12 protein-coding genes and 1 pseudogene are annotated in these 15,108 nt (G+C 66.2%); 9 read left to right on the top strand and 4 right to left on the bottom strand.

The genetic code is table 11. The features are described from left to right. Positions 1–262: 262 nt before the first annotated feature. A complete protein-coding gene (locus HCC78_RS29145; protein ID WP_253949429.1) occupies positions 263–1,852 on the bottom strand; it encodes a winged helix-turn-helix domain-containing protein in 1,590 nt (529 codons plus the stop codon). Positions 1,853–2,006: 154 nt separating this feature from the next. On the opposite strand from HCC78_RS29145, the gene HCC78_RS29140 reads away from it, so the two are divergent. Continuing rightward, the gene (locus HCC78_RS29140; protein ID WP_172332261.1) at positions 2,007–2,918 is read left to right on the top strand and encodes an alpha/beta fold hydrolase; all 912 of its coding nucleotides are present in this window, start codon (positions 2,007–2,009) and stop codon (positions 2,916–2,918) included. A 564-nt stretch (positions 2,919–3,482) separates the two neighbouring features. Here HCC78_RS29140 and HCC78_RS29135 read toward each other — a convergent pair. Together HCC78_RS29135 and HCC78_RS29130 are read right to left on the bottom strand one after the other, a co-directional pair. Then, positions 3,483–4,723 (bottom strand): annotated as a pseudogene (locus tag HCC78_RS29135) (IS91 family transposase). A gap of 12 nt (positions 4,724–4,735) precedes the next feature. Continuing rightward, a complete protein-coding gene (locus HCC78_RS29130) occupies positions 4,736–5,623 on the bottom strand; it encodes a site-specific integrase (RefSeq protein WP_172332260.1) in 888 nt (295 codons plus the stop codon). 596 nt (positions 5,624–6,219) lie between these two features. Here HCC78_RS29130 and dctP point away from each other — a divergent pair. The 8 genes from dctP (at position 6,220) to HCC78_RS29090 (ending at position 14,232) form a co-directional block, all read left to right on the top strand. Next, complete coding sequence (gene dctP / locus HCC78_RS29125; RefSeq protein WP_216671367.1) at positions 6,220–7,221, top strand: TRAP transporter substrate-binding protein DctP; 1,002 nt, start codon at positions 6,220–6,222, stop codon at positions 7,219–7,221. Positions 7,222–7,269: 48 nt separating this feature from the next. Further along, a complete protein-coding gene (locus tag HCC78_RS29120) occupies positions 7,270–7,788 on the top strand; it encodes a TRAP transporter small permease (RefSeq protein ID WP_172332259.1) in 519 nt (172 codons plus the stop codon). Beyond that, complete coding sequence (locus tag HCC78_RS29115; RefSeq protein ID WP_172332258.1) at positions 7,788–9,086, top strand: TRAP transporter large permease; 1,299 nt, start codon at positions 7,788–7,790, stop codon at positions 9,084–9,086. Before HCC78_RS29120 ends, HCC78_RS29115 begins: the two co-directional genes overlap by 1 nt. A gap of 29 nt (positions 9,087–9,115) precedes the next feature. Continuing rightward, complete coding sequence (locus HCC78_RS29110; protein ID WP_172332257.1) at positions 9,116–10,033, top strand: dihydrodipicolinate synthase family protein; 918 nt, start codon at positions 9,116–9,118, stop codon at positions 10,031–10,033. 3 nt (positions 10,034–10,036) lie between these two features. After that, the gene (locus HCC78_RS29105) at positions 10,037–11,545 is read left to right on the top strand and encodes an aldehyde dehydrogenase (protein WP_172332256.1); all 1,509 of its coding nucleotides are present in this window, start codon (positions 10,037–10,039) and stop codon (positions 11,543–11,545) included. A gap of 82 nt (positions 11,546–11,627) precedes the next feature. Continuing rightward, the gene (locus HCC78_RS29100) at positions 11,628–12,968 is read left to right on the top strand and encodes an FAD-dependent oxidoreductase (protein WP_172332255.1); all 1,341 of its coding nucleotides are present in this window, start codon (positions 11,628–11,630) and stop codon (positions 12,966–12,968) included. 43 nt (positions 12,969–13,011) lie between these two features. After that, entirely contained in the window at positions 13,012–13,935 is a 924-nt protein-coding gene (locus HCC78_RS29095) for a LysR substrate-binding domain-containing protein (protein ID WP_172332254.1), read from the top strand. A gap of 114 nt (positions 13,936–14,049) precedes the next feature. Then, positions 14,050–14,232, top strand: a complete 183-nt coding sequence (locus HCC78_RS29090; RefSeq protein ID WP_172332253.1) for a hypothetical protein — start codon at positions 14,050–14,052, stop codon at positions 14,230–14,232. A gap of 694 nt (positions 14,233–14,926) precedes the next feature. On the opposite strand, the gene HCC78_RS33320 is transcribed toward HCC78_RS29090, so the two are convergent. Continuing rightward, positions 14,927–15,108 (bottom strand): hypothetical protein (locus HCC78_RS33320; RefSeq protein ID WP_216671366.1); only part of this gene is annotated, 182 nt, incomplete at its 5' end.

Genomic DNA, 15,108 nt, shown 5'->3' with positions numbered 1-15,108 from the left:
CCCGCGGCTTCCTCCTTCCGAGGTTTGTCAACGCGGGCCGCCACCTCCCGGCCGCCCACGTCGCGCCGCGGCCCGCATCGAAAAACCTTCAGGATAGCGGCCGTTCGCTGCTCCGAACACCAACGCCAACTACGCACTTTATGACTGACATTCCGCAACGTCTCCGTGAAACCGGTTCACGACAGTGCCAGCGACACGAGCCTTTTTGTTTGAATATTCTGCAACCGCTGGTTCGATCGCGGCGGCATGGGGACTGCCGACTTCAACGAAAGCTGTCTATCTTTTCGAGCAGATCGTTCAGACGGGAGACGTAGGGTGGAAAGGTGGCGCCGTCGGCGGCCTCCAGTTCGCGAATGCTCAGCCCCTCGGGCAGGCGTGATCTCGCTCGAGCCACCAAGGAGGTGGCAGATGCGAAGTCACCAAGGGCTGCCATGGTCGCCGCGTGCCGATAGAGGATTTCGGTGACCGGGGGAGCCTTTGCATAGGCGCTCGCGGCAAGGTCGTAATCCTCGGCATAGAAAGCGGCTGTCGCAAGTGCAGCGCTGTACCATGGCGGCGGTGCGGGGTTCAGCTCATATGCACGCTGGGCCCACTGGATTGCATCCGCTCCGACGGGGACACGACGTGCGCCGCCCCAAGCCGCCTGTGCCAGGATGTCCGGGTTGTTGTGCCCAAGCTTTGCCGCCTTCCGCAGGGCAGCCTCGGCGGCGGCATGATCCCCGGCGCGGCCCATCAGGAACGTGGCCTGAACCAGCGTTTCCGGGTCATTTGGCGACAACCGGTAGGCGTTTTGCGTGGCGGTGATCCGGCGCGACAGGTGATCCTCGAACCGCTCGACCGTGCGCGCGCCCTCCATCTGCAACAGGTGAACGACGGCAAGCGCAGTCCATGCGCGCGCGTAGTCTGGATCCAGAGTCAGCGCCTGCTCGAGGAATGTCTGCGACCGCGCGAGACCTTTGGGCGTGAACAGGTGCTTCTGCTCGATCGCGCGCAAATAGAGGTCGAATGCCCCGAGATTGCCCGGAGACGCATCCGTTTTCTCGAGCGTGTCGCGGGCGACTACACCGGTCCATGCCGGGGCAATCGTGGCTTCCACTTTCTCCAGCAGGCTGGCTTGCATGGCAAAGACCTCGTCAATGGGGCCTTCCCAGACTTCGGACCACACGATCCGCCCCTCGGTTCCTTCCGTCAAGCGGGCGGTGAGGCGCAGCGTTTCAGGCGCAGCGCTGATCGTTCCGGTGAGCATGTAGGCGCCCCGCGGCGCGCTGTCATCGAACAGTCGGGGATGCCGCACATCGAGCCAGTCGTTGCGCGCAAGCGAGGCCGAGAGTTCGTTCGCCAATCCGGTGCCAATCCGTGACCACTTTTCGGTTTCATAGAGATCGAGAAATGAGGCGATGACGATCACCGGACGTTCGCCCCGGTGCGCTTCGCGGGGCCACAGAAAAACGCTCGCCATGATAGCGAGCGCCGCCAGGCCGGTGAGCACTGCAAACCGCGCCCACCGCGTCCTGCCAGCCTGTTCTGCCTCTTCCATGACGTGGATCTCGAACGTCTCCAGCATGTAGCCGCGCTTGGGAAAAGTCCTCAGCAGGCGGTGCCCATCCTCGCCGAGACCGGCACGGATCTCACGGATGCATTGGGTCACGCTGTCTTCGGTCACCGTGGTCGTCGGCCAGATACGGGACATGATCTCTTCGCGGCTCACGACCTCGCCGCGATGCGCCAGCAGGTCCCGCAGAACCGCCGCTGTCTGCGAACGCAAGGCCACCGACCGACCATCCTCGGATGTCAGCACACCTGTGGCGACGTCGAATGCAAACGCTCCGATCCTGATCCGGCCAGGTTCCATGCGGCTCACTCTTTCAGCCTGTGCGACCATCCTAATCCGATCCCGGCCATCGGCAGAAGGGGAATTGGTTAATATCGGGCCGATTTCATTGAACTTTCAGGACATGAAAGTCGGCTCCCCCGCACGTTCTTGGGACCAGAAACAGGAGGAACGCATGTCCACGACATCCAATATCACGCGCGGCCTTGTCGCTGCGGGGATCGCCCTGACGACCACATCCCTCCATGCGGACGTCTTCGAAATCGATGGCCGCACGGTCGAGGTCCGCTTCGAGGGGGAGGGCACGCCGGTCATCTTCGTTCATGGAGCCCTGTCCGATCTCAGGGTCTGGGACGGGGTGATCGATGCGCTGGCCAAGAATGCCCCGGATCGTCGGCTGGTTTCTTACACCCAGCGGCATTTCGGCCCAGGCGACGCGCCGATCGGGCTGCCGGAGGATTTCAGCCGCGACACCCATGTCTCGGACCTGATCCGCGTTGCGGAGACGGTGGGGAACGGGACACCCGCAACCCTGGTGACCTGGTCCTATGGAGGTGAAATCGGCCTGCACGCGATGATGCGCAGACCCGAACTCTTTGGTGCGGCGATCCACTACGAGCCCATCCTTTACCCGTTGCTGTCGGATCTCCCGGGCGGGAGGCGTGCCATGCAGGAGAAGGTACGCACCGTTTTCGCCCCGGCCGTGGGGCTGGCAAAACAAGGCAACCTCGATGGCGCTGCGCTGCGGTTCATTGAGGGCGTGTTCCAGATGCCCGAAGGATCGGCCGCAGAAGCCAAGATGCCCTGGCCCACGATCTGGCGGAACAACAGCAGGACCATTCCGGCTTATGGCGCGATGGCGCCGTTGCCCGTCGGTTGCGAAGACCTTGGCGCAATCACGGCGCCCACGATCATTGTAGAGGGAGGCGACAGCCATATCGACACGGTCATGATGGCAGACCGGGTATCCGAGTGCCTGGACAATGCATTGACGCTCATCGTCCCGGGCGCGAACCACGGCATTCCGATGCGCAGTCCGGAACGGTTTGCGGAGATGATTTCTGATGTATTGAACCTGCTTCGATAGGAGGATTGCCGGATCTGAGCGGCTGTTCGCGCAAACGCCAAGACCATGATCGATACGCCCCGCGCATTCGGTCACGTCGGACCAACGCTGCAGCTCGCTGCGCTGGTCCTCAACATCTTGAAGGGGCTCCGTTTTATGGCTTGGTGCGGATCCCCGCGGCGGGTAGAGCGAATGTCGGGAAACGCTCAGAGTGTCATTCGCCGCGTCAGCCACGAAGGGCAGCTTTGGTGAAGGATTTTCGATGCGGGCCGGAGCGTGAGGGTGCGGCTTGGTGCCTTGGCGGCCCGCGTTGGAAATCCTCCCAAGGTGGAAGCCGCGGGCCGCCGGTGGATGTCTATGGGGAAAGCGTGCTGCGGCCAGTGCCGACGGCTATCACCTCACGTCCGTCGGGACGGCCATGCGGGCCACGCGGTGAACTGGAACCTGGCGAGATCATGCAGTCCAGACCGCAGGAACGTCGTCGATCCACCTCCGGGAAGCCGAGATGACCTCCAGGCACGAATGGAGCTATCCCGCCGGAAATCGCGCGCCAGGACGATCTTCGCGATGAGAACGGGCATCTCGTCATGCGGCCTGCTCCCGCGGCGGCGCGCGCGATCGCGGCACCTGTCCGCGCCGGAAGATCTCGATGATCCGCATCGGGCCGCCGCAGCACGGGCACGGCTCGCGCAGCGCGAAGGGGCGCGGCGCTTCCTCCGGCGGCGGGTCGGCGGGCGGTGCCGGAACCGCTACGATCAAGGCCCTGATCTTCGCGACGCTGGCCTTTCGGAGCCCGCTGGCGAGGAAGCCGTAATGCCGGATGCGGTGGAACCCGTCGGGCAGGACGTGCCGGAGGAAGCGGCGGATGAACTCGCCGGTTTCGAGCCGCATCACCTTCTGCCGGTCTCCGCGCTTGATGCGGTAATCCTTCCAGCGGAACGCCACCGCCGTGCTGTCGGCGCTGACGAGGCGGCTGTTCGAGATGGCCACGCGGTGGGTGTAGCGGCCAAAATAGGCCAGCACCGCTTCCGGCCCGCCGAAGGGCGGCTTGGCATAGATCACCCAGTCCTTCTTCCGCAGCGGCGCCAGCCAGGCGGCGAAGGCACCGGCATCCGCCAGCCCCGCGAGATCGCCGAAGAAGGCGAGTTTCCCGGCCTGATGCAGTCCGAGCAGCCCTTCCAGGAACAGCCGCCGGAGTTCGAGCGTCAAGCGGATGATCCGGGGGATCATCCGTAGCGAAGAACCCGGGACAGGACCTTCACCGGCAGGAGGAACCCGGGACGGCACGGAATCCACCGCGACCCGTCCGGCGACAGGCCGCCGCCGGGCACGATCATGTGGATGTGGGGGTGGTGGGCCAGCGCGGATCCCCAGGTGTGAAGCACGCTCGTCATGCCGACCCGCGCGCCGAGATGCCGGGGATCGGCAGCGATGGTGGCCAGGGTTTCGGCAGACGTCCGGAACAGCAGGCCATAGACGGCCTTCTTGTTCCAGAACGCGATCTGCGCGATTTCCGCCGGTAGGGTGAAGACGACGTGGAAGTTTGCCACGGGCAGAAGGTCTTCGGCTCGCGCGGCCATCCAGTCGCGCGCCGCCGGCCCCTGGCACTTCGGACAGTGCCGGTTCTTGCAGGAATTGTACGCGATGTGGTGGTGGCCGCACTTGCCACACGCGGCCACATGCCCGCCGAGCGCCTCCGTCCGGCAGGCTTCGATCGCCGACATCACCTTGAGCTGGCTCAGGCTGACATGCCCGGCATTGGTCCGCCGCCACGCAGGACCATGAGCACGGAAGATGTCAGCGATCTCCAGCCTTGGCCGGGGCACCCCGGCCCCTGATCACCCGGGGCTTCCTTTCGCGGTCCGGTCCTGCAGCTTCGCCAGCATCTCGAAGGGGCTGACCGTGCCGCGGATCGTCTTGGTCGCGACATGCGCGTACTGTGCCGTGGTGGTCAGCTTCGCGTGCCCGAGCAGCACCTGGATGACCCGCACATCGGTGTTCGCTTCCAGCAGATGCGTCGCGAAGCTGTGCCGCAGGGTGTGCAACGTGGCTGCCTTCTTGATCCCGGCCATGGTCTTGGCCGACGTGAATGCCCGGTTCAGCTGCCGCGGCGAGAGCGGATTGATCTTCGGCTTTCCAGGGAACAGCCAGCCCTCGGGACGGGCTTCGCGCCAGTAGTCGCGCAGCAAGTCCAGCAATCCCGGCGACAGCATCACCTTTCGATCCTTCCGCCCCTTGCCCTGGTCGACATGGATCAGCATCCGCTCGCTGTCGATGTCGCCGATCTTGAGGTTGCAGACCTCGGCCGCACGCAGTCCGGCGCCGTAGGAAATGCTGAGCGCGGCGCGGTACTTGAGCCCGGGCCCCGGCGCCGCCATCAGGATATCGGAGACTTCCTCGACGCTGAACACGACGGGCAGCTTCCTCGGCAGCGTGCGGAACTGCATGTACCGCTTCAGCTCATCGCGCCCGCAGGTCATCCCGAAGAAGAACCGGAGCGCCACGATCCGCACGTTGAACGTGCTGGCCGTGACCCCGGTGTCGGTCATGTGCAGCTGGTAAGCCCGCAACTCCTCAGGGGTGGCGGTATCCGGCGAACGCCCGAGGAACTGGGCGAAATCCTTGATCGCCCGGATGTGGGACTTCTGGGCCTTCTCGCCAATCCCCCGGATGCGCATGTCCTCGATCATCCGCGCCCGCAGCGGCGATATTCTCTCCTCCGTCATGGGAACCTCCTGTCTGTCGATTGAGAGGCCTCAATCGTCAGGCAGTTGCCCGCATTCCCAAATGCACAGGAGGTCGATCAGCACGCTCCGCTGCCAAGCGCGCCAATGCCGCGCGAGCGGCTTCGTCCCTGGGCCGTGAGTGACGATGGCTGCGACGCGCCAGGTGCGCGGCTCGCTGCGCCGCCGCAAGTCGGGTTCGAGCCCCACTGCAGTCGGTCGCTCCCTTGCCGCTCTAACGTGCGCAGCATCGCTCCCTGAGGGCGATTCGTTTTGCAGTTCTGCAATGCAGCGAGAGTACCGGTCGTTCATACTTCTTCCTGCACAGGCATGCCACCATCCGATTTTCCCGGCGTCGTTGCATTGCCACAAAAGACTTTATCCATCGGCTGCCAGGCCTAAACGGCTGCCGATAGGCTATCCCGGAATGGAAACCTTGCCTGAACAAGGAGTTATTCTGAACCGCGCGGCGACATAAGCCGGGCCTTATGCCTCGGGCATGCCAATTCTCGTTTGCCGAAGCAGGGTCTTCCGGCGGACCACCTCCCAATCACAAGGCGCCCAAGCGCCGCGACCGAGATCGCCAACGGGAGACCATGATGACCGGAATGACTGCCTTCACCGCCCTTGCCCTTGCCGCCGTCCTGGCGGTGCCTGCCCATGCCGCCGAGCGGCTCGTCCTGACCAGCGAGGCGGGCGACCGCGACTCCGTGCTCGGCCATGCCATGCAGGATTGGGCGAAGCAGATCGAGGAAAACTCCGACGGCCGCCTGCGCGTCGACGTCTTCTACCAGGGCGAGCTCGGCGGCCAGCAGGAGCTGTTCGACCAGCTCGTGCAGGGCAACATCCAGATGATGATCACCTGGCCGCAGACCTCCTATGACCAGCGCATTGGCGTCAACTACATCCCCTACATGGTGCTGGGCTGGGAGGACGCGATTGCCTCCTTCGGCCCCGATGGCTGGATCCGCAAGGTGATCGGCCCGGTCTACGAGGATCTCGGCCTGAAGTATTTCGGCCCCTTCCCGGAAGGCTTCGGCGGCATCGCCACCAAGGGGCGCCATGCCACCAGCGCCGAGGCGGCCCAGGGCATCCGAGTCCGCTCGCAGCCGATCTTCCCGCTGCCGCAGACCGTGCAGGCGATGGGCTTCCAGGCGGTGCCGATCGATTGGAACGAGGTCTATACCTCGATCCAGACTGGCGTGGTCGACGGCGACAGCTCCAACGTGATCTACTGGGACTACGAGTACTTCCGCGACCAGCTCGACTATTTCGTCCAGAGCTCGCACAACTTCTCCTCCTACTCGCTGCTGATGAACGAGGCCACATGGGACGGGCTCGCGCCCGAGGACCAGGCCGTCGTGGCAGAGGCCGCGCAGGCGGTGATGGACGCGCAATTCGCCAATGCCCGGGCCGAGGACGAGAAGTGGATCGCCAAGGCGCAGGAGGCCGGGATGGAGTACATCGTGCCGACCCCGGCCGAGAAGGCCGCCTGGGTGGAGAAGGTCCGCGCCGAGGTCTGGCCGCAGGCCGAGGAGGCCCTGGGCGCCGAGATCATGGACCAGGTCCGCGCCAACGCCTCCGTTCCCGCTGCCGAGTAATCCTGTCCGCCGCGGCCCGCAAGGGCCGCGGCACAGGGAGGACCTGCCATGAACATCCTGAAATTCCTTGACCGGGCGCTGGTCTGGATCATCCAGCCCGTGCTGGTCGTGCTCGGGCTCGCGGTCGCCGTGCTGCTGGCCTGGGGCATCTTCAGCCGCGCCGTGCTCGGCACTCCAGTCTTCGGACTGGAGGAGCTGATGCTGATCGGCGTCATGTGGTTCTACATGCTGGGGGCGGTGATGGCCTCGCGCGAGCGCTCGCATCTCAGCGCCGACTTCGTCCGGGTCATGACCCGCAATCCCCGCATCCACCGCGCCGCGGACATCTTCTCCACCGCCGTCTCGCTGGTCGTGGCCCTGGCCTTCGTCACCTGGTCCTGGTCGCTCGTCTCCTTCGGGCTGGAGCGGGGGCAATCCACGCCGGTTTTCGGCATTCCGTGGTGGGTGTCGCAGGCCGCATTGCTGGTCGCGGCCGTGCTGTTCGTCGCCTACCTCTTGCGCGATCTCGTGCAGGAGATCCGCGGCCGCGACGTCCATTCCGGCAACCCGGAAGCGGAGGTGAATTGATGGGCGCGCTTCTCGCAATCCTCGCGGTCATCGTGCTGATGATGGCGGGCGTCCCGGTGGTGTTCTCCTTCGCCGCCATGACGCTGATCCTGTCGGTGGTCTACGACATCGACATCTCCTCGCTGATGACCACCGGCTTCTGGGCGGTGAACTCGGTGATCCTGGTGGCGCTGCCCCTGTTCGTGATGACCGGCTACCTGATGCAGTCGGGCGGCATCGCGCGGCGGCTGGTGGACTTCGTCGAAGCCGTCGTCGGACGCTCGAAGACCGGGATGGGCACCTCGATGGTGGTGGCCTGCGGCATCTTCGGTGCGATCTCGGGCACGGCCTCGGCGGCAGTGGCCTCGATCGGCTCGATCATGCTCGATCCGATGGAACGCCACGGCTATGCCCGCGGCTACACCTCGGCGCTCCTCGGCGTCTCGTCGCTGCTGGGCCTCCTGATCCCGCCCTCCATCACGATGATCCTCTATGCGGTCGTCACGCGGCAGTCGATCGCCGCCTGCTTCCTCGCCACCGTCGGGCCGGGGATCCTGCTGATGATCGTGCTCTCGGTGCTGAACCGCATCCATGTCGTCCGCCACATGGGCGGCGACGACGCCAAAATCCCGGCACGCCAGCGCCTGTCGGAGAGCCTCTCCACCGGACGTGCGGCGATCCCCGCGCTGATGCTGCCGGTCATCATCCTCGGCGGCATCTATGGCGGCATCTTTACGCCGACCGAAGCCGCGGCGATCTCGGTGGTCTATGCGATCCCCGTGGGCCTCTTCGTCTACCGCGAGCTGTCGCTGAAGGGCATCGCCCAGGCGGTTATCCAGGCCGGGACCACGACCGGCGTGATCATGATCATCCTCGTCTTCTCCTTCGTCGCCAGCCGCATCTTCACGCTGGAGCGCGTGCCGCAGGAACTGACCGACCTGCTGCTGGGCACCTTCGACAGTCCGCTGGTCATCCTGCTGATGGTCAACATCTTCCTGATCCTGCTCGGCATGATCATGGACGATGTCAGCGTGATCGCCATCATCAGCCCGCTGATGGTCCCGGTCATGGCCGAGATCGGCGTCGATGCCGTCCATTTCGCCGCCATCATCGGCACCTCGGTGGTGATCGGCGCGAACAGCCCGCCGATGGCGCCGATCCTCTTCATGGCCTGCCGGGTCGGCAAGGTCGGGATGTCCGAGGTGATGCGCCCCGCCCTCTACTTCATGGGCCTCGCCGCGCTGCCGGTGATGCTCGTCACCACCTACTGGCCGCCGCTCGCGCTCTTCCTGCCGCGGCTGATGGGCTTCCTCCAATGAACCGCTCCCCAAGAACCGGAGACCCGCGCATGACGCACAGATTTGTCCTCGAGGGGATCTACACCCCCATCGTCACCCCCTATGGCACCGACCTCGAGCCGGATTTCGACCGGCTGGCCGATATCGTCGAGCATCTCGTCGCCTCCGGCGTCCATGGTGTCATCTCGGGCGGCTCGACCGGCGAGAACTATGCCCAGACCGTCGAGGAGCGGCTGACCCTCGCCCGCTTCATCAATGAGCGGCTGAACGGTCGCCTGCCGCTGATCGTCGGCACCGGGGCGATGCGCACGCCTGACAGCATCGCGCTGGCCATGGGCGCGCGGGAAATGGGCGCCGATGCGCTGCTCCTCGGCACGCCGCCCTATTCGGTGCCGACCGAGCGCGAGAACGCGATGAACGCACTCGCCATCGACCGCGCCGCCGACCTGCCGGTGATCCTCTACAACTACCCGGGCCGGATGGGCGTGGAGATGGGGACCGAGTTCCTCGACCTCGTCTGCCGCTCGCGCAACATCGTCGGCATCAAGGAAAGCTCGGGCGACATCAACCGGGTCCACCTGCTGGCCCGCGACTACCCGCATATCCAGATGTCCTGCGGGATGGACGACCAGGCGCTGGAATTCTTCGCCTGGGGCGCGCGCAGCTGGATATGTGCAGGCTCGAACTTCCTGCCGGAAGAACATGTCTTCCTCTACGAGACCTGCGCCGTGCATGGCGATTTCGCCAAGGGCCGCCGGATCATGTCGGCGATGATGCCGCTGATGCGCGTGCTCGAACAAGGCGGCAAGTTCATCCAGGCCGTGAAGCACGGCACCGAATTCCTCGGCCATCCGACAGGCGCGATGCGCCCGCCGCTCCGGGGCCTCGACAAGGACGAGAAGCGCGAACTGGAGCAGGTCATCCGGACGCTGAAGACCACGATTGCAGCCATCAAGGCGGAGAACTGATCCATGAGCGACCTGCTGACAAGGGAAGAATACGAAGCCATCGCCGCATCGCTGGTGCTGCCCTGCAACGCCTTCATCGGCGGCAACTTCCGGCCCGCCGCCTCGGGCGCAACCTTCGCGACGGTGAACCCTGCCACTGGCGTCAAGCTGGCCGAGATCGCGGCCTGCGGGGCGGAAGATGTCGACCTGGCCGTCGCGAAGGCGCGCGAAGCCTTCGAGGACGGGCGCTGGTCGCGGCTGCATCCGGCCGAGCGCAAGGAGGCGATGCTGAAGCTCTGCCGCCTGATGGAGCGCGAGGCCCATGAGCTGGCGGTGATGGAGAGCCTCGATTCCGGCAAGACCATCTATGACTGCGCCACCGTGGACGTGCCCGAGACGATCCACGTGCTGAAATGGCATGCCGAGCTGATCGACAAGATCTACGATCAGGTCGCGCCTGCCTCCGACGACCATATCGCCATGGTGCTGCGCGAGCCGGTGGGCGTCGTCGGGCTGGTCCTGCCCTGGAACTTCCCGCTGCTGATGCTGGCTTGGAAGATCGGCCCGGCGCTGGCCGCGGGCTGCTCGGTGGTGGTGAAGCCCGCCGCCGAGACCACGCTGACCGCGCTGCGCGTCGCGGAACTGGCACATCAGGCGGGCATCCCGGCAGGCGTTCTGAACGTCGTGACCGGCTCCGGCAGCGCCGTGGGCGAGCCGCTCGGACGCCATGCAGATGTCGACATGGTCAGCTTCACCGGCTCGACCGCCACCGGCCGCCGCTTCCTGCACTATTCGGCCGACTCGAACCTCAAGGAAGTCGTTCTGGAGCTGGGCGGCAAGAACCCCTGCATCGTCATGGACGATGCCGAGCACTTGGACGAGGTCGCGCGCCATGTCGTCAACGGCGCCTTCTGGAACATGGGCGAGAACTGCTCCGCCGCCTCGCGCCTGATCGTCCATCGCGACATCTGCGACACGCTGATGGCGCGGATCGAGGCCGAGGCGCGGCACTGGAATATCGGCGCGCCGCTCGACCCGTCGGTCCGCGTCGGCGCGCTGGTCTCGCAGGCGCATTTCGCCAAGGTCGCGGGCTATCTGGAACAGGTCGGCGAGGGCCGCGTGCTGATGGGCGGCAAGACCGTCGATGGCGCCTTCGTTGAGCCCACCATCGTCGAGGTGCCGGACAACGCCCATCCGTTGGCGCGCGAGGAGATCTTCGGCCCGGTCCTGACCGTCATCACGGTCGCGAGCTTCGAAGAGGCCATCGCGGTCGCCAATGACACGGAATACGGTCTGGCCGCCTCGATCTTCACCGCCAATGCCCGCCGCGCGATCCGCGGCGCGCGGATGCTGCGCGCGGGCACGGTGACGGTGAACAGCTTCGGCGAGGGCGACATCTCCACGCCCTTCGGCGGCTACAAGCAGTCGGGCTTCAGCGGCCGCGACAACGGCATCCATGCCCATGACCAGTATACCCAGCTGAAGACCATCTGGGTCGACCTTTCCGATCCCTACGGCTCCGCCATCGGCTGAGCCGGTCCCAACCGGCGGCGGTCCAGTCCCTTGCCGCCGCCGGACCTTCCTCCACCGCTCTCCTTTCGGAAGGACCCCGCCCGTGACGACGCGCTTCTCTGCCAGACGTCTGCCGAAACTTGCCGGGCCTGCCGGCTGGAACGCGATCCTGCCCGTCCGGGTGCCCTTTCCGCCGCTGGAGGCGGACCGGACGGCCGATATCGTCGTGATCGGCGGCGGCTTTGCCGGGCTATCCGCCCTGAGGCGCCTGCTGCAGCTCGATCCGTCGCTGCAGGTCGTCCTGCTGGAGGCGGGCCAGATCGGCGAAGGCTCCGCAGGGCGCAATTCGGGCTTCATGATCGACCTGCCGCATGAGCTGACCTCGGACGACTATGCCGGCGGCGGCGACGACCGGGCGCAGATCGCGCTGAACCGCCAGGCCATCGGCTTTGCCCGCGAGGCGGTCGCGGAATGCGGGATCGATCCGGGATATTTCGAGACCTCGGGCAAGGTGAACGGCGCCGCCTGCGCGGCCGCCGATGCGCGGAACCGCAGCTATGCGGCCCACCTTGCCTCGCTGGGAGAGGGCCACGAGATGCTGGACGCGCAAGCCATGCGTGCGCTGACCGGCAGCCGCCACTACGTCTCGGGGCTCTGGACGCCCGGCACGGTGATGATACAGCCCGCAGGCTATGTCCGCGGCCTGGCCGCCGGGCTGTCCGGGAGGGCGGCGATCCACGAAGGCAGCCCGGTGACCGGCTTCGCCCGCCAAGGCAATGGCTGGCAGGTGGAAACGCCGAAGGGCGCGGTCTCCTGCCGGTCGGTGATCCTCGCCACCAACGGCCATCTGGAAAGCTTCGGGCTGATGCGCGGGCGGCTGATGCATATCTTCCTCTTTGCCGCGATGACGGAGGAGCTGGGACCGGAGGCGCGGGCCGAGCTCCGCGGCGCGCCCCGCTGGGCGCTGACGCCCTCGGACCCGATGGGCACGACCGTGCGGCGCATCGATCCCGGCCAGGGCGGCCATCGCATCGTCATCCGCGCCGCCGCCGAGTTCCGCCCCGGCATGGAGACGACCGAAGCCCAGATGGCGCGCGCGGCCCGCATCATGCAGCGCAAGTTCGACGACCGCTTCCCGATGCTCGCGGGAACCCGCATGGCGCATCGCTGGGCCGGGCATCTGTGCCTGTCGATGAACCATGTCTCGGTCTGCCGCGAACTGGAACCGGGCCTCTACTCCGCCTGCGTGCAGAACGGGCTGGGCACGGTGCGCGGCACGCTGACCGGGATCGCCGCCGCCGAGATGGCGATGGGCGTCACCGAAGGCATCGCGCCCGGCTTCGCCGCCGAGCCGCTGCCCTCGCGCCTGCCGCCCGCGCCCTTCGCGCAGATCGGCGCGACCGCCACGCTGCGCTGGAAGGAATGGCGCGCGCGGGCCGAGTGATCGCCGCTTGAGCCGCCCGCCCGCCTGCCGATAGGATGCAGCCATGACCCCGCGCCGCCGCTACCTGCCGTCGCTGCAAGCCTTCGCCACCTTCGAGGTCGCGGCGAAGCACCTGAGCTTCACCCTCGCCGCCACCGAGCTGAACGTCACCCAGGCGGCGGTCAGCCAGCAGATCCGCGGGCTGGAGAAGGCGCTCGGCTGCACGCTGTTCCGGCGGCTGCACAATGCGCTGGAGCTGACCGGCGAAGGCACGCGGCTGCTTGGCGCTGTAACGTCGGGCCTCGACGGCATCTGCGAAGCGATTGCCGGGATCGACCCGGAGGAGACGGAGGCCGCGATCACCATCTCCGGCACCCAGGCCGTCATCGCCTACTGGCTGGCGCCGCGTCTCGACGCCTTCCGGGCGCTGCACCCGGAGGTCCGCTTCGTGCTGCTCGCTTCCGACGAGAACGACCGGCTGCGCAACTTTGCCGAGGTCGACCTGTCGGTGATCTGCGGCAACGAGCGCTGCGATCCCGGCGAGCGGCTGGTCTATCTCTTCGACGAGACCGTGCGCCCGGTCTGCAGCCCGGACTTCCTCGGCCGCCATGGCCCGCTCGACAGCACTGCCCGGCTTGCCGAAATGGACCTGCTGGAACTGCACCCGATGCACTGGAGCTCCGAGGCGATCGGCTGGACGCCGCTGAGCTGGAAGGACTGGTTCCGCGCACAGGGCGCGCCCGCGCCGGAGCGCCCGTTCCGGCTGGTCAGCAACAGCTATCCGGTGCTGGTCGAGGCCGGACTGCGCGGCGAGGGCGTGCTCCTCGGCTGGGACCATCTCGTCGGACGGCATCTGGAGCAGGAGCTGCTGGTACCGGCGCAGGGCGGGACTCTGCGCCTCGACCGCGGCTACTACCTGAAGCTCAACGCCGCCTCCGCAGAGCGCCCGCTAGTCCGCGAATTCGCAGATTTCCTGCTGCAGGCTTGAAGGAGCGGCCATTCTGTCGCGGGGCGTGTTTTCCCGTCCTGAACCGGGAACCGGAGCGTGGCAGACGGGCTTGGCAGGAAAACGCAGCGTCCCAAGCGGAACCGGAGCAGACACATGACGGTCGACATCATTCGGGACGGCAGCGCCTTCCTCGTCAGGAATTTCGACGGAGAGTACGAATCGCTCGGTTCGGTACGGTTTTCCCTTGCGGAACAGGCCCAGGATTTCGCCGAGACATTGCGCGACTGGATCCGCGCCGAAGCCGAGCATAGGGAAAAACACCGCTTGGCTGCGTGAGAACGCTGGTTTCCGGCGTGAGATAGAGGCGTCGGTCCTTTCGAGCCAACTGGCTCCCGCACGACGCCGATCGTGGGGGATCGTGCTCCGTCGGGTGGTGCAGGAGGCCGTACTAGGCTTTGGCTTCATCGAAGGAAGCCGGCTTTTTACGTGTCGGGTTTTCTGGTCGTCACGACAGCGATCGGCAGATAGCTGCGCGTGTCTGCTACGGGGAAAACAGCAGCGGTGCGGAAACCCTCTCCGTCCAGCGTCCGTCGGCCACTTAGCGTCAACAGCAAGAAAATGTTGCACGGTTGAAGGACCGTTTCGTGCGCGAAGGATGAGCTCGGCTGCAGGAGGATGCCGCAGAGAGGGACGAACGGCCGTTCTCCTGCGCGCTGCAAGGCAGCATCTTCAGGTCGCGAATGACCGGTCTGGAGAGAGGCGCCGATACGGGATGCGCCGTCCCATGGTTTTTGACCGACCGCTTTCTGGGCTCTTCCCCAGTACCGCAGATGAAGATGAACAGCAGGACTTGGGGAGGCCCGGCCGCGGCAGTGCGAGCATCATCCTCGTCGTCGGGACCGGCCGCTTTTGCGGTTTCACTGCCTGGGCTCCGCCGCGCCGCCGCATGTCCGCTTCGCCTGACCGGTCGCACCGCGCCTCTCGCGACCCGCGCTGTCGCGACCGGCAGGAAAGGGCTGGCTTGAGGCGCTCAAGGCGCCAGGCGCATCCGGTGGTTTTCAAGGTTGTTGTCACCGGTGTCTATTTTCAGGCTGCGCACTCTCCCGTCCCGGCCATGGGGCCGCATGCAGGGCTTCCATTTCGCCCGGCCGATGGACACGGATTCCTTCGAACGCTGGATGACCGGCCGCAGCGCCGCCGCCTGAGCCGCAC

The organism is Mangrovicoccus sp. HB161399 (assembly GCF_013184745.1).
In the GTDB taxonomy this organism is placed as follows: Bacteria; Pseudomonadota; Alphaproteobacteria; order Rhodobacterales; family Rhodobacteraceae; genus Mangrovicoccus.
The sequence above is the reverse complement of the archived record's forward strand: the minus strand, read 5'-3'. Positions and strand labels throughout refer to the sequence as shown.

Excerpts from the sequence above, each read along its gene's own strand:
- HCC78_RS29120 (WP_172332259.1), top strand. The coding sequence starts at position 7,270 with ATGAACATCCTGAAATTCCTTGACCGGGCGCTGGTCTGGATCATCCAG.
- dctP (WP_216671367.1), top strand. The coding sequence starts at position 6,220 with ATGACCGGAATGACTGCCTTCACCGCCCTTGCCCTTGCCGCCGTCCTG.
- HCC78_RS29110 (WP_172332257.1), top strand. The coding sequence starts at position 9,116 with ATGACGCACAGATTTGTCCTCGAGGGGATCTACACCCCCATCGTCACC.
- HCC78_RS29095 (WP_172332254.1), top strand. The coding sequence starts at position 13,012 with ATGACCCCGCGCCGCCGCTACCTGCCGTCGCTGCAAGCCTTCGCCACC.
- HCC78_RS29130 (WP_172332260.1), bottom strand. The coding sequence starts at position 5,623 with ATGACGGAGGAGAGAATATCGCCGCTGCGGGCGCGGATGATCGAGGAC.
- HCC78_RS29090 (WP_172332253.1), top strand. The coding sequence starts at position 14,050 with ATGACGGTCGACATCATTCGGGACGGCAGCGCCTTCCTCGTCAGGAAT.
- HCC78_RS29105 (WP_172332256.1), top strand. The coding sequence starts at position 10,037 with ATGAGCGACCTGCTGACAAGGGAAGAATACGAAGCCATCGCCGCATCG.
- HCC78_RS29140 (WP_172332261.1), top strand. The coding sequence starts at position 2,007 with ATGTCCACGACATCCAATATCACGCGCGGCCTTGTCGCTGCGGGGATC.
- HCC78_RS29115 (WP_172332258.1), top strand. The coding sequence starts at position 7,788 with ATGGGCGCGCTTCTCGCAATCCTCGCGGTCATCGTGCTGATGATGGCG.
- HCC78_RS29145 (WP_253949429.1), bottom strand. The coding sequence starts at position 1,852 with ATGGAACCTGGCCGGATCAGGATCGGAGCGTTTGCATTCGACGTCGCC.